13 protein-coding genes are annotated in these 20,426 nt (G+C 67.1%); 6 read left to right on the forward strand and 7 right to left on the reverse strand.

Features of this window, described 5'->3' with window-relative positions:
* The first annotated feature begins 177 nt into the window (after positions 1–177).
* On the forward strand, positions 178–5,073 hold the full coding sequence (locus ACTPOI_RS02520) for an EAL domain-containing protein (protein WP_440106084.1): 4,896 nt from the start codon (positions 178–180) through the stop codon (positions 5,071–5,073).
* Between the two features lie 1,514 nt (positions 5,074–6,587).
* Here ACTPOI_RS02520 and ACTPOI_RS02525 read toward each other — a convergent pair.
* Positions 6,588–7,220 (reverse strand): Spy/CpxP family protein refolding chaperone, encoded by a 633-nt coding sequence (locus ACTPOI_RS02525; protein WP_440106086.1) that lies wholly within the window; start codon positions 7,218–7,220, stop codon positions 6,588–6,590.
* A 384-nt stretch (positions 7,221–7,604) separates the two neighbouring features.
* Between ACTPOI_RS02525 and ACTPOI_RS02530 the strand changes: the two genes are divergently transcribed.
* Together ACTPOI_RS02530 and ACTPOI_RS02535 are read left to right on the forward strand one after the other, a co-directional pair.
* Positions 7,605–8,654 (forward strand): recombination-associated protein RdgC, encoded by a 1,050-nt coding sequence (locus ACTPOI_RS02530; protein ID WP_440106088.1) that lies wholly within the window; start codon positions 7,605–7,607, stop codon positions 8,652–8,654.
* A gap of 85 nt (positions 8,655–8,739) precedes the next feature.
* Positions 8,740–9,441: a TetR/AcrR family transcriptional regulator gene (locus tag ACTPOI_RS02535; protein ID WP_440106090.1), complete on the forward strand. Its 702-nt coding sequence runs from the start codon at positions 8,740–8,742 to the stop codon at positions 9,439–9,441.
* 24 nt (positions 9,442–9,465) lie between these two features.
* Here ACTPOI_RS02535 and cueR read toward each other — a convergent pair whose 3' ends face one another.
* Positions 9,466–9,987, reverse strand: a complete 522-nt coding sequence (gene cueR, locus ACTPOI_RS02540) for a Cu(I)-responsive transcriptional regulator (RefSeq protein ID WP_440106092.1) — start codon at positions 9,985–9,987, stop codon at positions 9,466–9,468.
* Between the two features lie 5 nt (positions 9,988–9,992).
* Positions 9,993–10,193, reverse strand: coding sequence for a heavy-metal-associated domain-containing protein (locus ACTPOI_RS02545; protein ID WP_069104272.1), 201 nt, complete (start codon positions 10,191–10,193; stop codon positions 9,993–9,995).
* Between the two features lie 274 nt (positions 10,194–10,467).
* Here ACTPOI_RS02545 and ACTPOI_RS02550 point away from each other — a divergent pair, with 274 nt between their 5' ends.
* From ACTPOI_RS02550 to ACTPOI_RS02560, 3 genes are all read left to right on the forward strand, one after another.
* A complete protein-coding gene (locus tag ACTPOI_RS02550; protein ID WP_440108248.1) occupies positions 10,468–12,666 on the forward strand; it encodes a heavy metal translocating P-type ATPase in 2,199 nt (732 codons plus the stop codon).
* 105 nt (positions 12,667–12,771) lie between these two features.
* Positions 12,772–14,433 carry a methyl-accepting chemotaxis protein gene (locus ACTPOI_RS02555; RefSeq protein ID WP_440106094.1) on the forward strand — a complete coding sequence of 554 codons (1,662 nt, stop codon included), beginning with the start codon at positions 12,772–12,774 and terminating at the stop codon, positions 14,431–14,433.
* A 251-nt stretch (positions 14,434–14,684) separates the two neighbouring features.
* Positions 14,685–15,263: a hemerythrin domain-containing protein gene (locus tag ACTPOI_RS02560; RefSeq protein WP_440106096.1), complete on the forward strand. Its 579-nt coding sequence runs from the start codon at positions 14,685–14,687 to the stop codon at positions 15,261–15,263.
* Between the two features lie 129 nt (positions 15,264–15,392).
* Here the strand turns inward: ACTPOI_RS02560 and ACTPOI_RS02565 are convergent, their stop codons facing one another.
* The 4 genes from ACTPOI_RS02565 to ACTPOI_RS02580 all read right to left on the reverse strand — a co-directional run bounded on the left by ACTPOI_RS02565 (position 15,393) and on the right by ACTPOI_RS02580 (position 20,365).
* The gene (locus ACTPOI_RS02565) at positions 15,393–16,496 is read right to left on the reverse strand and encodes an alkene reductase (RefSeq protein ID WP_440106098.1); all 1,104 of its coding nucleotides are present in this window, start codon (positions 16,494–16,496) and stop codon (positions 15,393–15,395) included.
* A 107-nt stretch (positions 16,497–16,603) separates the two neighbouring features.
* Positions 16,604–17,359: a response regulator gene (locus ACTPOI_RS02570; RefSeq protein ID WP_440106100.1), complete on the reverse strand. Its 756-nt coding sequence runs from the start codon at positions 17,357–17,359 to the stop codon at positions 16,604–16,606.
* Positions 17,356–18,879, reverse strand: a complete 1,524-nt coding sequence (locus ACTPOI_RS02575) for an ATP-binding protein (RefSeq protein WP_440106102.1) — start codon at positions 18,877–18,879, stop codon at positions 17,356–17,358. Before ACTPOI_RS02575 ends, ACTPOI_RS02570 begins: the two co-directional genes overlap by 4 nt.
* A gap of 76 nt (positions 18,880–18,955) precedes the next feature.
* Complete coding sequence (locus ACTPOI_RS02580) at positions 18,956–20,365, reverse strand: cytochrome-c peroxidase (protein WP_440106104.1); 1,410 nt, start codon at positions 20,363–20,365, stop codon at positions 18,956–18,958.
* Positions 20,366–20,426 lie beyond the last annotated feature (61 nt).

Genomic DNA, 20,426 nt, shown 5'->3' on the forward strand with positions numbered 1-20,426 from the left:
CGTCGCTGCTCGCCCGGCATAGCTTCAGACCGTTCATCAGCTTCACCGCACGCCCCCTTTTCGACGATGCTGCCCCCGCTCCACGCACATGCCTCCCAGGCAGCACCGGCTTTGCTGTCGATGCTGCCACTGCACGGCACGGCACCCGTCGCCCACCTGACAACAGCCGTCTGAAGCATGTCCACCGTTCTGGTGCCCGACGAAGCCGATCGCCTGCGCGTGCTGGACTCGTACGCCATCCTGGACACCCCGCGCGAAGAAGGGTTTGACCAGCTCGCCCGCCTGGCAGCCAGCGCGTGCGGCTGCCCGATGGCGGTGGTCAATTTCCTCGACAGCGAAAGACAGTGGTTCAAGGCAGCGGTGGGTGTTGATTTTGACCACACTGACCGGGCACTGTCTTTCTGCACGCATGCAATCACCGGGACGCCCCGCCCCCTGGTCATTCCCGACACAACAAAGCACCCGGATTGCGCGGGCAATCCAATGGTGGTGGGGCCGCCCCACATCCGCTTTTATGCCTGCGCGCCCCTGGTCACGCCCAACGGCCAGGCACTGGGCACGATCGCTGTGCTCGACACCGTGCCGCGCACCCTGTCGGACGAGCAGCTGGAGGCCCTGAAGATCCTCGGGGACCAGGCCATGGCGCAACTGGAGCTGCGACGCCAACGCATGCTGCTGGCGCAGCTGGCCCAGGAACGCAACGACATGCACCGCGAAGTGCTGGCCCATAGCGAGGCACTGCGCGTGACCGGACAGATCGCTCGCGTGGGCGGCTGGACGATCGAGCTGCCAGACATGCTGCTCAACTGGTCGCAGGAGATCGCAAGCACCTACCGGCTGGGCCAGAGCACCAGCCCGGTGGATGACGTGCTGCTGCTGTACGCCGAGCCGCACCGCAGCCAAATCCGTGTCGCACTGAACGCATGCCTGAGCGAGGGCGTACCGTTTGACCTGGAAGGCGAGATTGCAATGCCGGACGGACAGCGCTTCTGGGTGCGAACCGCCGGGCAGGCTGCGCGCAACGCCCAGGGCCAGATCGTGCGCATCCAGGGTGCGCTGCAGGACATCACGGCGCAGCACCTCGCCCGCGAGTCGAGCCGCGTGAGCGAGGAGCGCTTTCACCTGGTTTCGCGCGCCACGGCCGATTGCATCTGGGACTGGAACCTGCGCACCGACGAAATGTGGTGGAACGAGGGCATGCAAAGCCTCTTTGGCGTGCCCGCCACCGAGCTGCCTGCCGACAGCACGTCATGGACGCTGCGCGTGCACCCCGACGACACCGAACACGCGGTGGGCAGCATTCACGCGGCCATCGACGGGCAAGCCCACCACTGGTCGGCCGAATACCGGTTTCGCCGCTACGACGACAGCTATGCGTGGGTGCTGGACCGCGGGTTCGTGATCCGCGATGCTGCCGGCAAGGCCGTGCGCATGGTGGGTGGCATGACCGACATCAGCGCAGCCAAGGAAGCGGATCTGGATGCCGTGCGCGATGCCCAGAACCATGCCGAGCTGTTGCAGGTGCAGCAACGCATTTCGTCCCTGACGATGGCGTTGCCCGAGGTGCTGCAACTGGTGGCAGATACCGTGCTGCGCCAGACGCAGGGCTGTGGCGCCATGGTGGAAGTACTGCAGGGTGACGCGCTTGTGGTGCAGGCATCTGCAGGGAGCAACGTGCGCCCAGTAGGTCAACATTTACCAGCCAGCGATAGCCTGCTCTGGACCGAGCTGTGCGAAGGCCGCACGGTGCTGTGCAACGACACTGCTGCGCGCGGATGGGACATGCGCGCCCTTGCGCACCGACAGGGCGTGCAATCGGTGATGGGCGTGCCGCTGCGCACGGGCGATGCCATCGTCGGCACGCTGGTAGTCACGTCACGCCGGCCCGATGCGTTTTCGCGCCGCGACATGGCGCATCTGGAGATCCTTGCCGAGTCGCTGGGGGCCATGGTCCAGCTGCGCCACATCACCGACCGGCTCCATGTCTCGGAGCAGCAGTACCGCATGCTGTTCAACGACCATCCACATCCGATGTGGGTGTACGACAAGGAAACCCTGAAGCTGCAGGCCGTGAACCAGTCGATGGTGGTGCACTACGGCTACTCGGAAGCCGAGTTGCTGGCCATGTGCATGACCGACCTCTGGCCCGAGGAACGCCGGGCAGCGATCAAGATCGCCATCGACGCCGTGGACATGGACCAGCGCAGCCGGCCGGTGGTCAGCCGCCATATCCGCAAGGACGGCAGCTTCATGGATGTGGAGATCACCGCGGGCAGCATCAGTTTCAACGGCCGCCCGGCGCGCCAGGTGCTGGCCACCGATGTGACCGAGCGCCTGCGCACCGAAGCAGAACTGGCCCGCATGGGCCGCGCGCAGCGCCTGCTGAGCGCCTGCAACGAAACGCTGGTGCGCGCCACATCCGAGACGGCCCTGCTGCATGCGATCTGCCAGATCGCCGTGGACATTGGCGGCTACCGCATGGGATGGGTGGGATTCGCCCTTGATGACGAGGACAAGACCATCCAGCCCGTGGCGCATGCAGGGTACAACCCGCACTACCTTGAGAGCCTGCACCTGTCGTGGAGCGAGGACCACCCTTACGGTCGCGGACCGGCAGGCACGGCGGTGCGCTCCGGCACACCCGTGATCGTGCAGGACATCCGCACCGATGGCGACTTTGCGGGATGGACCGAGCGCATGCTGCAAAACGGTTTCCATGGCGTGATCTGCCTGCCGCTGCGCGACCGGGATCGTGACCGCACCTTTGGCCTGCTGTACCTGTATGCCCCCGAGATCCTGCAGATCAGCGGGGAAGAGGCCAAACTGCTGCAGGAGCTGTCCAACGACGTGGCCTTCGGCATCATGAGCCTGCGCGCGCACAAGGCACAGCAAAAGCTGCAGGCGTCGGTGCTCAAGGTGGCAGCGGCCGTATCGGCCAGCACCGGCACCGAGTTCTTCGTGCAGCTGGTGCGTAACATGGCTGACGCGCTGGGTGCACAGGGTGGCTGCGTGGTGCGCCTGCTGCCGCAGGTGGAGGGCAAGCCCCCCCGGGTCACCACACTGGCCGCCGTGCTGGACGGCAACATGCTGCCCAATGCCGAGTACGACCTGACGGGCACCCCCAGCCTGCTGCTGCTGAGCCAGCGCGAATATGCGGTGACTGACGGAGTGCAGCAGCTTTACCCCGCGGCGCCCGTGCTGCGCCAGGTGGGGGCCCAGGGCTATGCCGGACAGCAGCTGTGCAATGCCGATGGCGAGGTCGTGGGTATCGTCTTCGTGCTGTTCCGCCAGGCCATTGCCGATACCGACTTCGTCACATCGACGCTGCAGATCTTTGCGGCTCGGGCCTCGGCCGAGATTGACCGGCAACTGGCCGACGCCCGTATCCGCCACCAGGCCTCGCTGCTGGACAAGGCCCAGGACGCCATCTTGGTGCGGGACCTGGACAACCGCGTCATCTTCTGGAACAAGAGCGCCGAGCGGCTGTATGGCTGGACGCAGCTGCAGGTGCTGGGCCAGTCGGTCGAAACGCTGCTGTACGACGAGCCCACGCATTTCCGCCATGCCACCCAGGCCGTGCTGGAACATGGCGAGTGGACGGGGGAGATCGTGCAGCGCCACCGCGACGGCAGCACCATTGAGGTGGAAGGCCGGTGGACCCTGGTGCGCGGTGACGACGGCCAGCCCCAGTCGATCCTGGCCATCAACACCGACATCCGCCAGCGCAAGGCCAGCGAGCGCGAGATCCAGCGCCTGGCCTTCTACGACGCACTGACCGGCCTGCCCAACCGCATGCTGCTGATGGACCGCATGCACCAGGCCCTGGCCACGGCGCAGCGGCGCCACCAGGGCGGTGCGCTGCTGTTCATCGATCTCGATAACTTCAAGACCCTGAACGACACCCTGGGCCACGACCAGGGCGACTTGCTGCTGCAGCAGGTGGCGCAGCGTCTGAACACCTGTGTGCGCTCGGTGGACACCGTGGCGCGCCTGGGCGGCGATGAATTCGTGGTGATGCTGGAGGAGCTCAGTGCCCGGCCGCAGGAACTGGCCATGCACGCCCGCGGCGTGGCCGAAAAAATCCTGACGCTGCTGGCCGTGCCCTATGCATTGCAGGGCTACCAGTACCGCAGCACGCCCAGCATTGGCGTCGCACCTTTCACGGGCGATGAGACCAGCGTGGGCGAACTGCTCAAGCAGGCCGACCTGGCGATGTACCAGGCCAAGACCGCCGGCCGCAATACGCTGCGCTTTTTCGACCCCGACATGCAGGCCGTGGTGACGGCCCGCGCCGGCATGGAAACCGACCTGCGCTCAGCCCTGGCGCAGGAAGAGTTCCTGCTGCACTACCAGCCGCAGCTGCACCAGTCGGGCCGCTGTGTGGGGGTGGAGGCACTGGTGCGCTGGGCACACCCGCAGCGCGGCATGGTTGCGCCGGGCGAGTTCATCGCGCTGGCCGAAGACACTGGCCTCATCCTGCCGCTGGGCCGCTGGGTGCTGCACACCGCGTGCAAGCTGCTGGCCAGCTGGCAGGACGACCCGGAACTCACGCACCTGACGATGGCCGTGAACGTGAGCTCGCGCCAGTTCCGCCACGCCAGCTTTGTGGACGACGTGGCACGCGTGCTGGCCGTAACGGGCGCCCGCGCCAGTCACCTCAAGCTGGAGCTGACCGAGAGCGTGCTGGTGGAAGACATGGAGGCCACCATCGCCACCATGACGGCGCTGCGCTCGTTTGGCGTGGGTTTTGCGCTGGATGACTTTGGCACGGGCTATTCGAGCCTGAGCTACCTCAAGCGCATGCCGCTGGACCAGCTCAAGATCGACCAGAGCTTTGTCCGCGATCTGCTCACCGACCCCAACGATGCGGCCATCGTGCTCACCATCGTGGGCCTGTCGCGCAGCCTGGGGCTGCAAGTGATCGCCGAAGGCGTGGAAACCACCGAGCAACGCGAGATGCTGGCCGAAGCCGGGTGCATCCACTACCAGGGCTACCTGTGCAGCCGTCCGCTGGCGGGCGACGTGCTGGAGGCTTTTGTACGGCCCCTGTGCGGGGATCGGACAGAGGCCTGATCTGCGGCTTGGCGCACCCGCACACCGGATGCTGCGCCTGACCCCCACGCCTGAACCCCCGGGAAGGCCTGCCAGAACCCCGCAGAGGCCAAGGCGCATGCCTGGGTGGCCCCAGGGTGGTACCAGCTGACTGCAGAGGGCCTGCGGGGCTGTGCGGGTCTGGCGGAATCTGGCCCTGTACTTTGTGCCCCTGCCAGACCAGCACATCTGCCGAGCGATGGCAGAGGGTTGAAACCGTGCTGCCATCGGCGGTCGACTTTGCACACAGTTCACCAACAGGTTTTCCACAGCCTGCGGCGCATTTCTGTCATTTCAGCCTGCACTGACCCGTTTTTACGGGGTGTCGCTTCCCTCGGCGGGGGAAGACCGAGTGCATTGAATCCAAAAACGGCGGTGCGGCCACAGGCAGTCACCAGGCCCATGCCCTCAACGCACCTGGGTGCTGGACCCTTCCCATAGACCTCTGTTTCGTCACGCCTTCAGGGCGCTGGCCCGGGCGTGGATGTTGTCCCCTGTCTTCTCCTTATCTTTCTTTATAAATACATAGTCGTAGTAGTAGAGGCGGCCCCTCGCTGTGGACAAGCCAGTTTTTCCCAGTGCGGGCGCGCACTTGCGTGGCGCCAAACCCTGTGCACCCAGCCCTTTTCCTGCTGTCGCACCGGCGGGGACAAAAGCGCCACACTGCCTTGTTCTGTGGATAACCATGGTGTTGCGCAAAAATTCTCCACAGGGTTGCCCACCTGCAGCCGTCAGGCCTAAAAAATGAGTAGAACTGGCCGGTAGCCCAGGCACTTAAATGCCTGACAGCTATCTATTCCATAGCAGTCACGGTCAATGGCTGCCTGGTCCGGCGTTTGCCTGTGCGCAGGTCATGCTGTTTTCGTGGGTGTCGCTTGAGGGAAGGGGCATCGCTGACGATGAACGCCTCTCCTCACTCACCAGACCCTGGCCAGACCCTGGCCGCCCCACAGGCAGCCTCGATGGACGCAGGCACGCTTCCTTTCCGGCTCCGAATCGAGCTTCATCCGACACATCTTCGTTGGCTGCCATCTCTGCAAGCTGCTCATCCACGCCGTGATCCGGCGAGCGAATCCGCGTGCACTGGCGTTGCGGGGTCCGGGTACTGGTTGTTCTTCTATATCTTTATAAATAAATAGCAGTAGTAGTAGAGGGCGGCGTTTTGTGTGGACAAGCCTGTTTTCTCCAACGCTGGTGCGCACTTACAGGGGCTTCAACCCTGTGCGGCGCTGCGCACAAAGCACGCACCCTGGCATACAACAACTTTGCGCACGGGTCGCCTTCTGTGGATAACCATGCAGTTGTGCCAAAAGTGCGCACAGGGTTGTCCACAGAGGGGTGGTCGATTACGCCTGGATGACCGTGCGAGCTGTCCAGACCTTGGCTGCTCTCGGCTGTGGCCATCCATGCAAAAAAGTCCGGCACCCCTGGGGAGTGCCGGACCTCGAGACGCGAAACTGAAAGCGGCCTGCCAGGCCGCCGTGCCGTGGGAGCCGTTACTTCTGGGTGGGTGCCGCTGCGGGCGCTGGATGCCCCATGGCTCCGCTGCGCATGCCAGCACCGTGCGCGCCGTGCTGTGCCCGGTCGCCGTCACCGTGGCGGCCGCCGTTACCCTGCATGCCGTGGTGGCGAGCGTAGTGGGGCTGGGCGTCAAAGGTCTTCTGCTGTTCGGGCGTGAGCGCGGCGTAGAAGGCCTTGGTGGCTTCGCCGCGGCGGTCGGCCTCGGCGGCGTGCTGGGCACGCATGGCGCGCATGCGGTCAATGCGCTCCGGGGTCGTCAGCTTTTCCATGTCGGCGTGGTCCAGGCGTGCCTTGCGTTCACCGGGCTGCATGGCGGCCGTGAACGATGTCCATGCGGGTTCCTGGGCGGCAGTCAGCTTGAGCTGGGTCTTCATTTGGGTCATGCGCTCTGCCATGTAGGCCTGGCGCTGCTGCTGGCGATCTTTGCCGTCGGCGTCGCTGCGGTGCTGGCCCATGCGGTGCGGTTGGCCGGGTGCGGCAGTGGCGCCGGGCGTTGCCGATGGAGCTACAGCGGGTGCCGGCTGTGCCTGGGCGGGCAGTGCCAGTGCAGCGGCCAGGGCGGTGAGGGTGGCGGTGGCGGCAAGTCGTTGTGTGAGGGAGCGGGCCATGGTGGTTTCCTTGTGCAGTGGTGGTTTCGCCAGAACGACCGTTGAGGCGATTGGCAACCAGTGTCGGCCGCGCATGTATCGGTGCGGTGGCGCATGAATGCCGCTGTGTAAAGTTGTGACAAGAACTTTGGCGCCCGCAGGGCCCTGCAGGCCCGATTTGCTGCCAAAAGTGCTGTAAGCCACCGTTTTGATTGCCTCTATAGCTATTAAAAATATAGTGAATTGACGGCGTGTATCTGGCGTGGTGTTTCTTGCCGCCAGCGCGGGCGCCTTTGGCGCCCGCAGCAAGCCCGACAATGGCGGGTTGCAGGGGCAGCGGGCCGGCGCCACGCCGGCGTCCATCGCTCCACCCCACCCCCCTTTCCAGATCCAAGAGGTTTTTCCGTGTTCAAGAACATGATCGTGTACCGCATTGCTCCGCAATGGCAGGTCGAACTGACGCAGGTTGAAGAGGCGCTGGCCAAGGCCCCGTTCATGGAATGCGGTGCCACGCAGGAAAAGTCGCTGGGCTGGGTGCCGCCCCGTGGCGATGCGCACGGGCCGCTGGCCGAATCGGTGGGCGGGCAGTGGATCCTGCGCTTCATGGTCGAGTCCAAGGTGCTGCCCGGCAGCGTGCTGGCCCGGCGCGTGAAGGAAAAGGCCGAGCGCATCGAGCAGGAAACCGGCCGCAAGCCCGGCAAGAAGGAAAGCAAGGAGCTCAAGGACGAGGCCAAGCTTGATTTGCTGCCCATGGCGTTCACCAAGCAGGGTTCGATGTGGGTGTGGATCGACACCGCATCGCGCCTGCTGGTGCTGGACACTTCCAGTCAGGGCCGCGCGGATGAAGTGGTGACGCTGCTGGTCGAAGCGCTGCCCGGCCTGTCTGTATCCCTCATCAACACCCAGACCAGCCCGCAGGCGGCGATGTCGCACTGGCTCAAGGAGCAGGAGCCGCCCGTGGGCTTCACGGTGGACCGCGAGTGCGAACTGAAAAGCGCCACCGAGGAAAAGGCCGTGGTGCGCTATGCCCGCCACCCGCTCGACATCGAGGAAGTGCAGGCCCACATTGATGCCGGCAAGCTGCCCACCAAGCTGGCCCTCACCTGGGACGACCGCGTGAGCTTCATGCTGACCGAAGGCCTGCAGATCAAGAAGGTGGCGTTCCTCGATACCGTGTTTGAAGGCACCAAGGCCGACGACGGCGGCTTTGACACCGACGTGGCCATTGCCACGGGCGAGCTGAGCAAGCTGATCCCAGACCTGATCGAGGCGCTGGGTGGCGAGGGTGAAAGCGGGGTTGCCAGCGCGGCGCAGGCGGTGCCATCGAATGCAGCCCCCGCAGGCCTGGATGCCGCCGTGCCTGCCCCGCCCCGGGGCAAGGACGTGGTCGGGCGTGCGGTGACGGGGCCTGCCCAGGCGCCGGTGGATACCGATCCGGAATCGGCGCCGTTCTGAAGGATGGATCGGTCGGGCGAACCTCTGGGTTCGCTAGGCTTTTGCCGGCGCGCTTTTTGCGTGCATTCTCAGGGAAATGCCTTCCATGCCCCGTTCCAGAACAGCACCACCACCCCCGTCAGAGCGCGTTCCGGCCCGGCCAGCGGCGGAGTTGCCCCCGTTGTCCACACGCGAGCGCCAGCGTGAAGCCAAGCGCCACGCGGTGCTGCAGGCTGCCGCCCAGCTTTTCAACGAGCGGGGGTTTCACGCGACGTCGCTCGACGACATTGCGGCGCGGCTGCAGGTGACCAAGCCCACGCTCTACTACTACGTCAAGAGCAAGGATGAGATCCTGCTGCAGTGCGTAGGCAAGGGCCTGGCGATGATCCTCGAAGGCATTGATGCATCGCGCGCAGCTGGCGGCAAGGCCATCGATCAGCTGATCGCATGCATGCAGGTGTATGCCTGCGTGGTCACGCAGGACTTCGGCATGTGCGTGATCCGCGTCGGCGACGAGCAGCTGCCCCCCGATAGCCGCAAGGAACTGCGCCGGCTCAAGGCTGCCATCGACCAGGAGCTGAGGCGACTGGTGACCGAGGGCGTGGCTGAGGGCTCCATAGAGCCCTGCGACCCGAAGATGACCGCTTTTGTGATTGCGGGTGCGCTGAGCTGGATTGGCCGCTGGTACCAGCCGGGCGGCAAGTACACGCCGGAGCAGGTGGCGCAGCAGTGCATTGCCACGCTGTGTAACGGGGTGCTGCGCAGACCTGCAGCCGACGCGAAGTCAATGGCGCCTCCTGCCGTGTAGCGCCTGATTTGATTGCCCTGATTGCTATTTTTTCAATAGCGTTTGGCCAGCCATGCGCGCCGCTGGCTGTGTCCGCACCAACGCTTCCGGCGCCGCCAGGTCATCCAGGATGGGGCAGTCCGGCCGGTCGTTGCCCTTGCAGCAGGCCACCAGGGTCTGGAGGGACCGCTGCATGGCCTGCATCTGCGCAATGCGTTCGCTCAGGTCGTCGATGTGCTGCTGCGCGATGCGCTTGACCTGGCTGCTGGCGCGGCTGCGGTCGCGCCACAGGGTGAGCAGCTCGGCGATCTCTTCCATCGAAAACCCCAGGTCGCGGCTGCGGCGGATGAACTGCAGGGTGTGGACATCGGCCTCGGTGTACTGGCGGTAGCCGCTGTCGGTGCGGCCCACGTCGGCCAGCAGGCCCAGCGATTCGTAGTGCCGCACCATGCGGGCCGACACCCCTGCGCGCTGTGCTGCCGTGCCGATGGCCACCGGCCAGCCGGTGGCCCGGATTTGGGGCGCTGCGGCTGCGTGGGGAAGGGTGGCTGATTGGGGCACAGGCATGGCGCTCAGGCCGCTACGGTGTAGCCTTCTTCAGCTATGGCGGCTGCCAGGGCTTCGCGCGGGGCGGTGCTGTCCACGTCGACCTTGCCACTGGCGCGGTCGATGCGCACGGTGGCTGCGGGGTCGACCTGCTGCACGGCCTGGGTGACGGCGCGCTCGCAGTGGCCGCAGGTCATGCCCTGTACCTGGAATGTGGTGGTCTGCATGGTGGTGTCCTTTCAGTGGGGGTTATTGGCGGCTGCGGGCCATCTGCAGGTGCCGATGGCTGCGGTCCGGGCAAATGATGAAGCTTGACATCGTGGCAGAGTCAAGCGCGGTGCAAGACACTCTCGCGATCAGGGTTGACCCATGTCAATGCTTGACCTTGCCATCGCGTCAAGGATCACCATCACCGCCATGAACATTTCTTCCACCCCCACCAACCCCTCTTCCCTGCCCGGCAACGCACCGGCCCAGGCCCTGGATATCGGCATCGGCGGCATGACCTGCGCGAGCTGCGTGGGCCGCGTGGAACGGGCACTGCGCAAGGTGCCGGGCGTGCAGGAGGCATCGGTCAACCTGGCCACCGAATCGGCGCGCATTGCGTTTGCGGCATCCAGCGCGGCCGACACCGCCGCCATGGATGCGCTGCTGCGACGCGCGGTGCGCAACGCGGGCTACGAGCCCCGGACGGCCGCAGCGGCAGAGGCTGCCGCCGATGCATCGCCCTGGGCGGGCTTCATGCCGGTGGCCATCGGGCTGCTGCTGTCGGCCCCGCTGGTGCTGCCCATGCTGGGGGACCTGTTCGGCCAGCACTGGATGCTGCCCGCGTGGGTGCAGTTTGCGCTGGCCACGCCGGTGCAGTTCATCCTGGGGGCGCGCTTTTACAAGGCGGGCTGGCACGCGGCCAAAGCGCTGAGCGGCAACATGGATCTGCTGGTGGCGCTGGGCACCAGCGCGGGCTGGGGGCTGTCGGTGTGGCTGTGGCTCACGGCACACGCAGGGCACACACCGCACCTGTACTTTGAGGCGTCGGCCGTGGTGATCACGCTGGTGCTGCTGGGCAAGTGGCTGGAGGCCCGGGCCAAGCAGCAGACCACCGCCGCCATCCGCGCCCTGCACGCACTGCGGCCCGATGTGGTGCACCTGCTGGGCAAGGATGGCGAGGTGGACGTGCCCGTGGCCGAGGTGATGGCAGGCGACCACCTGGTGGTGCGCCCGGGCGAACGCTTTCCGGTGGACGGCGTGGTGCGTGAGGGCCACACCCAGGTCGATGAATCCATGCTGACCGGCGAGCCGCTGCCGGTGCCGCGCGACGTGGGCGCGCCGGTGACGGGCGGCTCCATCAACGGTGATGGCCGCGTGGTGATCGAGGTGACGGCTGTGGGCAGCGAGACCGTGCTGGCCCACATCATTCGCCTGGTGGAAGACGCGCAGGCCGCCAAGGCGCCCATACAGCGCTTGGTAGACCAGGTGTCAGCCGTGTTCGTGCCCGTGGTGCTGGGCATTGCGCTCATCACGCTGGGCGGCTGGCTGGCCATGGGCGTGGGGCTGGAGAGCGCGCTGATCCACGCGGTGGCCGTGATGGTGATTGCCTGCCCCTGCGCGCTGGGGCTGGCCACGCCCGCAGCCATCATGGCGGGCACCGGCGTGGCGGCGCGGCACGGCATTCTGATCAAGGACGCGCAGGCGCTGGAGCTGGCGCACAAGGTCGATACCGTGGCGTTTGACAAGACCGGCACGCTCACCGTGGGCCAGCCGCGGCTGTCGGCCTTTGAAGTCGTGCCGGGGCTGGACGCCGCCGTGGTGATGGCGGCGGTGGCATCGGTGCAAAGCGGCAGCGAACACCCGCTGGCGCGTGCGGTGGCGGCTGCGGCAGCGCAGCAGAAGCTGGCGGTGCAGCCGCCCGACGCCGTGCGCGCCGTGCCCGGCCGTGGCACCGAAGGCGAGGTGCAGGGCCAGGGCTGGCTGGTGGGCAGCCTGCGCTGGATGGACGAGCTGGGCGTGCCGGACCTGAAGGACGGACCGCTGGCCGACCGTGCCGCCGCCCTGCAGCGTGAAGGCGCCACGGTGTCTGCCGTGGCTGAGCGCACGGCACAGGGCCTTGTGCTGCGCGCGATCATGGCCTTTGGCGACGAGCCCAAGCCCGGCGCGCGCGAGGCGCTGGCCGCGCTGAAGGACCGCGGCATCCGCACGGTGATGATCTCGGGCGACAACCGCGGCGCCGCCGAGGTGATGGCCCGCCGCCTGGGGCTGGACCCCGATTCCGGCGAAGTGATGGCGGAGGTACTGCCCGGCGACAAGGCGGCCGCGGTGCGTGCGCTGCAACAGGGGAACTCTGTGGGCCACCCCGCGCATCACACAGTTGCCATGGTGGGCGATGGTGTGAACGATGCGCCCGCACTGGCCGCGGCCGACGTGGGCATGGCCATGGGCAACGGCACCGACGTGGCCATGCATGCCGCCGGCATCACGCTGATGCGCGGCGACCCGATGCTGGTCGCCGCTGCGCTCGACATCTCGCGGCGCACGGTGATGAAGATCCGCCAGAACCTGTTCTGGGCGTTTGCGTACAACGTGGCAGGCATTCCGCTGGCGGCGCTGGGCTACCTGAGCCCGGTGGTGGCGGGTGCGGCCATGGCGCTCAGCTCGGTGAGCGTGATGGCCAACGCACTGTTGCTCAAGCGCTGGCGCCTGTGAAACTACGTAGTTGACCGTGCCCCGATCTCTGTCAGACTGTCAAACATTTTGTAGCGTTTTCGTGCAAATGCGGGTGTGCACCGCAGACAGTTGAGGAGACAGGTCATGCAGAATTTCATGAGGCAGTTCACCATCCGGATGCGGATGCTGGGAGCGATCGGTGTGGTGCTGGGCCTGTTGGGCTTGCTGGGCGGCGCGGGCATGCTGGGTATGTTCCGCATCCACGCCATGAGCGACGAGTTCATGGCGCACTCGTTTGCCGAAGTGGGCTACATGGCCGAGCTGCGCGGCGAGATGGGTGCCATCCGCCAGCACGAAAAGGACATGATCATCGGCTACGAAAAGCCGGAGGCCGTGAAGGCCGCGCACGACAAGTGGAAAGCCAGCCTGGCGCAGGCCAAGAAGATTGCCGAGAAGTTCCTCGCAGGCGATGAGGACTCGGACAACCCCGTGGTGCGCAACATTGTCACCAAGCTCGATAGCTACCGCGACCTGTTCGGGCATGTGGCGCGCCAGCTGGAAGCCAGCGGGTATGACACGGCCACCATTGCCAACCGCATGAGCGGAAAGGCGGTGGCCGAGTTCGACCAGGCCGACAAGCTCATGCAGGAACTCGATGCCGTGTTGCAGTCCGAAGTGCAGAAGTCAACGCTGGAGCAGCAGGACGTCTCCAACCAGACCAAGTGGCTTTTTGTGCTGGCCGTGGTCATCACGGTGATTGTGGTGGTGCCCACCACGCTGATGAACATGAACTCGATCTGCAGGCCGCTGGAAGACGCGCGCAGGATGGCGCAGGCGATTGCCGGGGGCGACTTGTCTCAGAACATTGCTGCCGATGGCAAGGACGAAGTGGCCGACCTGCAGCGCGCCCTGCGCGAAATGCAGCAGGGCCTGGGCACGCTGGTGGCGCAGGTGCGCGATGCCAGCGGCAACATTGCCACGGCCAGCCAGGAGATTGCCAGCGGCAACCAGGACCTTTCGCAGCGCACCGAGCAGACCGCCAGCAACGCCCAGGAAGCCGTGTCGTCGCTGACCCAGCTCACGGCCACCGTGCAGCAGACGGCATCGTCCTCACAGATGGCCAACCAGCTGGCCGCTTCGGCATCGGGAACGGCCACGCGCGGCGGTTCGGTGGTGCAGCAGGCCGTGGCCAGCATGCACGAGATCTCGGCCTCGAGCCGCAAGATCGGCGACATCATCGGGCTGATCGATTCCATCGCGTTCCAGACCAACATCCTCGCGCTCAACGCCGCCGTGGAAGCCGCCCGGGCAGGTGAGCAGGGCCGCGGCTTTGCGGTGGTGGCCAGCGAAGTGCGCAGCCTGGCCCAGCGCTCGGCCGCAGCGGCCAGCGACATCAAGGGCCTGATCAGCAACAGCGTGGCGGCCGTGGGTGGCGGCGTGAAGCATGTGGAAGAGGCCGGTGCGGCCATGAACGAGATCGTCTCCAGCGTGCAGCGCGTGGGCGACATCATTGGCGAGATCTCGGCCGCTGCGTCCGAGCAGTCGGCCGGCATCGGCCAGGTGAACCAGTCGGTGGGCGAGATCGACCGCATGACGCAGCAGAACGCCGCGCTGGTAGAGGAATCTGCCGCCGCCGCCGCCTCGCTGCGCGAGCAGGCAGCGCTGCTGTCGCAAGTGGTGCAGCAGTTCCGCCTGTCGGATTCGCTGAGCCGCGGGCACGATAGCGGCGTGCAGCAGGTGGCTTCGGCCCGGCCGTCGCTGGGCGCTGCCCGCCAGGGCTCCAGCCAGGCGCTGCTGTCGCGCTGAACGCGCTTCCAACGCAGATCGTAAGCAGTGGTGTGGAGGCTATGCCTGGGGTGCCCCGGCAACGCTCTCACCCGCAAGCCCCGCGCACCATGCAGCGGGGCTTTTTTTATGGGCAGGTGAACGGTAAAAGCTGAGCGGTGTGCAGGGCGCCGTGATGCGCGGTGCGCCGCGTGTTTTCTTGACCTGCATCAGTGGCCGCCCTAGGCTGCGTGGCAAGCTCGGGGCTTCGCCACACCCTGCGGGAGCCCGCCATGTCACCGTCCAGTCTGCGGGTCATCCGCGAAGAGCACTCGTCCCTGGCGGCGGTGCTGCAGTCCCTGCGCCTCATGCTCGACCGCGGCCCGGGTGACGAGCCTGCCGCGTTCTTCGATGTGATGCGCGCCATGCTGTTCTACATCGACGAGGTGCCCGAGCGCCAGCACCACCCCAAGGAGTCCGAGTGGCTGTTCCCCAAGGTGGCCGAGCGCTCGCCCGAGGCGGCGCAGGCGATCGAGCGGCTTGAACGGGACCATGCCGGCGGCGAGGCTGCCGTGCGCGAACTGCAGCACCTGCTGCTGGCCTGGGAGCTGATGGGCGACGTGCGCCGCGAGGCCTTTTCCACGGCCTTGCTGCGCTACATCGACTTCTACCTGGAGCACATGCGGCTGGAAGAAACGGTGGTGCTGCCCGCCGCCCAGCAGCACCTGACGGCCCAGGACTGGGCTGCGCTGGACGCCGCCTTTGCGGGCAACAGCAACCCGCTGGCATCCGGCCAGGCACGAGACCCGGCCTACGACCGGCTTTTCACACGCATCGTGCAGCGCGCGCCCAGCCCCATCGGGCTCGGGTGAAGGCGCTCACATCCCTCTGAGCGGCTGTGTCGCCCAATGCCAGGCGGCACCTGCCTCCGCGTGCTGCGCTTTGGCTGCGCGACGTTCAAGCCGCGCGGTCCGGAGACGCAGTGACCCGCGGGTGCGAACTCAGGCGTTCAGTGCCGGGTAGTCCGTGTAGCCCTCGACGCCACCGCCGTACAGCGTGGCGCGGTGCACTTCATTGAGCGGGGCGTTGGCTTTCAGGCGTTCGACCAGATCGGGGTTGGCAATGAACGGGCGGCCAAACGCCACGACGTCGGCGCCTTCGGCTATCGCCTTTTCGGCCAGGGCCTTGTCGTACGCGTTGTTCACCATCCACGCGCCCTTGCCGCCTGCGGCCGTATACGCTGCCTTGAGTGCGGGGTAGTCAAACGGCCGGCCTTCCACCTCGCGCGGGCCACCGGTGGCGCCTTCGATCACATGCACGTACGACAGGCCCAGGGGGCCGAGCTGGCGCACCACGTGCTCGAACAGCGGCTGCGGGTCGGCTTCTACCACGTCGTTGGCGGGGGTCACCGGCGACAGGCGAATGCCCGTGCGCCCACCACCGATTTCGGCCGTGACGGCGGCCATCACCTCGACCAGCAGGCGCGCGCGGTTCTCGATGCTGCCGCCGTAGGCGTCGGTGCGCTGGTTGCTGCCGGTCTTGAGAAACTGGTCGATCAGGTAGCCGTTGGCGGCGTGCACTTCCACGCCGTCAAAGCCGGCGTCGATGGCCGCGCGGGCGGCGCGGCGGTAGTCGGCCACGATGCCGGGGATCTCGGCCAGCTCCAGCGCGCGAGGCATCGAGGTCTCGACAAAGGTGGGCACACCGTCCTTGATGAGCACGGTCTTGGTTTTGGCCGCAATGGCTGAGGGTGCCACGGGTGCGGCGTTGCCGGGCTGCAGGTCGGTGTGCGAGACGCGGCCCACGTGCCACAGCTGCACCACGATCTTGCCGCCCGCAGCGTGCACGGATGACGTGACCTTCTTCCAGCCGGCGATCTGTTCGGGCGCGTACAGGCCGGGCACATCGGCGTAGCCCTGGCCCTGGTGCGAGATGGCGGTGGCTTCGGAAATGATCAGCCCGGCGCCGGCGCGCTGCGTGTAGTAGGTGGCCACCAGGTCGGTGGGTACGGCGTTGGGCGAGCGGTTGCGCGTGAGGGGCGCCATGGCGATGCGGTTGGCAAGCTGGAGGTCACCCGCGTGGGTGGGTTCGAACAAGGAAGTCATGGGTAAGCGGTCCTGATGGGCTGTGTGCAAAAAAAGCAACCCGGCAGCTTAATGCTGCAGCGCAAAACGTGCAGCGCCCGTGCGTCAGTCGAGGAATACGTTTCGTGTTAAGCGCGCTTGCCGGGCGCCGCTGGTTGCGTGCCGTGCGCAAGGCCCGGCGGTGGGGGGGGCGCATCCAGCCGGTATCCGGTGCCGTAGACCGCGGTGATCGCGATGTCGTGCACTCCGGCCTGCTCCAGCTTGCGGCGCAGGTTCTTGATGTGGCTGTCGATGGTGCGGTCGCTCACGTCACGCCAGTCATCGTGCAGGCTGTGGAGCAGACGCGCGCGGTCGAACACATGGCCCGGGCTTTGCAGCAGCATGCGCAGCAGCCGGAACTCCACACCGGTCAGCGGCAGCGGTGCGCCGGCCCACAGGATCTGCTGGGGGCCCTCATGCACGGTGAGCCCGGGTGCAGAGGCGGCGCCGGTGTCGGGCGGGGGCGCACCCAGGGCAGACCGTCGCAGCAGCGCACGCACCCGCGCCACCACCTCGCGCGGGCTGAAGGGCTTGCAGATGTAGTCGTCGGCACCCAGGTCCAGCCCTTGCAGCCGGTCGGTTTCGTCCACCCGCGCCGTCACCATGATGAGCGGCACGGCCGAAAATTCGCGGATGGCACGGCACACACCGATCCCGTCCAGGCCGGGGATCATCAGGTCCAGCAGTACGAGCGCCGGGGGGGCCTCGCGCACGCGCCGCACGGCGTCCAGCCCGTCGGTGCACCAGTCCACGGTAAAGGGCTGGGCGCGCAGGTAGTGCGCGAGCATGTCGGCGATCTTGGCGTCATCCTCGACCAGCAGGATGGTGGGCGGCGTGGGCGTCATGGCGTGGTTTTGCGGGAGCTGCCGGGGCGTGTTGACAGCACGACGGTAAAGCGCAGCCCGCCCAGCGCCGAGCTGTCAACGCGGGCTTCTCCCCCATGGGCCTGGGCAATGCTGCGCACGATGGAAAGACCCAGCCCGCTGCTGTGGGCGTTGCCGGGGCCGGTGCTGCGCTGGCGTGCGCGGCTGGCGCGAAACAGGGGTTCAAACAGCTGTGCCATGTCTTCCCGGCTCACCCCCGGGGGCGTGTCTTCCACCGTGATCTCGACGGCGCTGGGGCGGGCCGTCCAGCCGATCTGTACCACGCCCGGCGCATGGGTGTAGCGCAGGCTGTTGGTGAGCAGGTTGGACACCAGCTGCTCGATGCGCCCTGCGTCCCAGTGCACAGGCAGGGCGGCGTTGTCGGCCTGCGGCATGTGCAGTTGCAGCCCCTGGGCTTTGGCCAGCGGGGCAAAGCGCCGTGCCACCCGCAGCAGCAGTGCATGCGCATCCAGCGGCGCAAATGTGCAGGGCAGCCCCCCCAGTTCCGCCGTGGACCAGGTGTGCAGATCGTCCACGAGACGGTGCAGCTGCATCACTTCTTCGCGCAGCGAAGCCATCACCGCCGGCGTGGGCTGGCGAATGCCGTCTTCGATGGATTCCAGCTCGCCTCGCAGTACCGACAGCGGCGTTCTGAGCTCGTGCGATACCTGCGCCAGCCACAGGCGGCGCGCGGTTTCCAGGCGCGACAGCTCGGCCGCCATGGCGTTCACATCGTCCATCAGCTGGGCAATTTCGCGGGCGCCCTTTGGCACCAGGCGCGTGCTGCGCCGTCCGCTGGCAATGTCGCGGGTGGCGCTCTGCAACGCGCGCAACGGGCGGCTCCAGCGCCCGCTCGCCCACCAGGCCAGCAGCAGTGAAGCCAGCACGGTGGCCATGGCAACCATCAGCAGCCCGCGCGTCTGTCGTTGCAGAAAGCGCGCATCCAGGCCTTCGGGGGTGGGCTCGGCCACCAGTTCGATGAGAGCAACAGGTTCGCCACGTACCTTGACGGCGCGCGTGACGCGGGCAGCGTGGGCAGGCTGCTCGCGCCCGGCCAGCCAGCGGCCTTGCGCGTCAGTGATGACGATGCGGTCACCCAGGTTGCCCGTCGGCCCACCCGGCGGCGGCGGTGGTGGGGGGGGTGGCGGGGGCCGGTCCCGTGGTCCTTCGCGGGGCGGCTCGCCACCGCCTGGCCAAGCGCCTGGCCCGGGCGGAGGGCGCCGCCGTTCTGCCCGGGGGCGGCCCACCAGCTCGTCCACCAGGGACCTGTATGCCTCTCGATTGCCGCGCAGCCACTCCATGCTCGGGTCGAGCGCGGCCCGGCGCTCCACGATCTCCATCAGGCGGGTGAGCTGCTCTTCGTCGCGCAACCGCAGGTAGTCGGTAAACCCGCTGCGCAGGTTCCACAGCGTGACGCCACCCACCACCAGCACCGCCAGCACCACCGCCGCGGTCAGCAGCAGCGACAGCTGGTGGGCAAGGAGCATGCGGGGCCGGGGCATGGTGGGATGGTAAGGCGCGGCCGCGCGTCCGGGCAGGCTGATCAATGCGCGTCGCCGCCCGTCAGGTGGGCGCAGGTCATGGTGCGCCCAGGGCAGCTGGGCCGGCAGGGCCGGCGGGGCGAGGCGCTGCGGCCAGCACGCTGCTGTCGCTCAGGGTGCGCAGGAAGGCGACGATATCGAGGACCTCGGATTCGGTCAGCACAGGGGCAGCGCCCACGGGGCGGTTGAATGGTGCCTTGCCGGTTTCCAGGTTGGCACGGTAGCGTGCGGGCAGGTCGTCGGGTACGCCTGCAGGGCCGTACCAGCGCTCGCGGTTGCTGTCGCGGGTGGCATAAAAGCGCACCACTTCGCGCAGGTCGCCAAAAAAGCCGTTGTGCATGAACCGCGTGCGTTCGGCCACATTGCGCAGCGTGGGGATGCGGAACTTGCCGCACAGGCTGTCCGCTGTCGGGCTGGGCTGACCTGCTGCCGGCAGTGCGGGCGGCGTGCGCTCGGGCCCGCACAGGCCCAGGTCGAAAAAGGCCGGGTCGGCATTGCGCGGAATGTCGCGGTTGCGCGGAATACCGGTAGCGTAGTACGTGAAGTCGGTGAATAGCGAGTCGCGGGGGTTGCCCGACGTGGGGTTCATCGTGTGGCAGGCGGCGCAGTTGCCTTTGGCCGGGTCGCGGAACAGGGCCATGCCGCGGGCCTCGGCAGGCGTGAACTGCAGCTGCCCGCGCACCATGCCGTCGTAGCGCGAATCAAACGGCTCCAGTTGCGGCGAGCGTTCGAAAGCCTCGATGGCCACGCCGATCTGCACGAAGGCCGCAGGGATGTTGTTGAACACGTTGGCGCCAAACTCCTGGCGGAACTGTGCGGCATAGCCAGAAGCCGCGATCTTGCGCACCACCGCTTCCATGGTCGGGTTGTTCATTTCCAGCGGATTCAGCAACGGGCCCAGTGCCTGCTGCGCAAGCGTGTTGGCACGGCCATCCCAGAAGTGGCCGCCCACGGCTTCGGTTTCGCCGTCGACCGTCTGGTAGCCGAACGGCGGCACGAAGCTGCCGTAAGCGTTGGCCATGGCGTTGCGCAGCCCTATGGCTGCGGGCGTGCTGCCCTGTGCGACGCCGGTGCGGCTGCCATGGTTGCTGGCAAACCCCTGGCCGGGCTGGTGACAGGCCACGCAGGCCGTGCCCCGCGGTTCGGACAGGTTGGGGTCGTTGAAGATGAGGCGCCCGAGCTGGATGCGGTTGGGGCTGGCAGTGACAGGCGGCGTAAGAGCTGCGGGCGGCGGTGGGGTCTGAGGGCCCGCGGCAGGCAGCGCGCGGGGCGGCGGCGGGGGTGCTGGTGCAGCTTGCGGGCCTGCAGGCGCTGCCTGGGTGTTGGCCGTATCGGAGAGCGCTGCGCTGTCGGCCGGCGTACCGCCACCCCCGCATCCGGCCAGCGTCAACAACAAGGCCAGGCCCGGTGCGCCAAGCGTTCTTGAAAGGAATGGTGGGAGGGGCATCGCGGGTCTCCTGCAAGATGGGTGCAGTGACTGTGGCGACCAAATGTGGAGAAATTGTGGG

This window comes from Acidovorax sp. BL-A-41-H1, assembly GCF_051942715.1.

Coding starts and splice junctions, on each gene's coding strand:
- ACTPOI_RS02525 (WP_440106086.1), bottom strand. CDS start 7,220: ATGGCCCGCTCCCTCACACAACGACTTGCCGCCACCGCCACCCTCACC.
- cueR (WP_440106092.1), bottom strand. CDS start 9,987: ATGCCTGTGCCCCAATCAGCCACCCTTCCCCACGCAGCCGCAGCGCCC.
- ACTPOI_RS02570 (WP_440106100.1), bottom strand. CDS start 17,359: ATGACGCCCACGCCGCCCACCATCCTGCTGGTCGAGGATGACGCCAAG.
- ACTPOI_RS02545 (WP_069104272.1), bottom strand. CDS start 10,193: ATGCAGACCACCACATTCCAGGTACAGGGCATGACCTGCGGCCACTGC.
- ACTPOI_RS02555 (WP_440106094.1), top strand. CDS start 12,772: ATGCAGAATTTCATGAGGCAGTTCACCATCCGGATGCGGATGCTGGGA.
- ACTPOI_RS02550 (WP_440108248.1), top strand. CDS start 10,468: ATGACCTGCGCGAGCTGCGTGGGCCGCGTGGAACGGGCACTGCGCAAG.
- ACTPOI_RS02575 (WP_440106102.1), bottom strand. CDS start 18,879: ATGCCCCGGCCCCGCATGCTCCTTGCCCACCAGCTGTCGCTGCTGCTG.
- ACTPOI_RS02535 (WP_440106090.1), top strand. CDS start 8,740: ATGCCCCGTTCCAGAACAGCACCACCACCCCCGTCAGAGCGCGTTCCG.
- ACTPOI_RS02565 (WP_440106098.1), bottom strand. CDS start 16,496: ATGACTTCCTTGTTCGAACCCACCCACGCGGGTGACCTCCAGCTTGCC.
- ACTPOI_RS02520 (WP_440106084.1), top strand. CDS start 178: ATGTCCACCGTTCTGGTGCCCGACGAAGCCGATCGCCTGCGCGTGCTG.
- ACTPOI_RS02580 (WP_440106104.1), bottom strand. CDS start 20,365: ATGCCCCTCCCACCATTCCTTTCAAGAACGCTTGGCGCACCGGGCCTG.
- ACTPOI_RS02560 (WP_440106096.1), top strand. CDS start 14,685: ATGTCACCGTCCAGTCTGCGGGTCATCCGCGAAGAGCACTCGTCCCTG.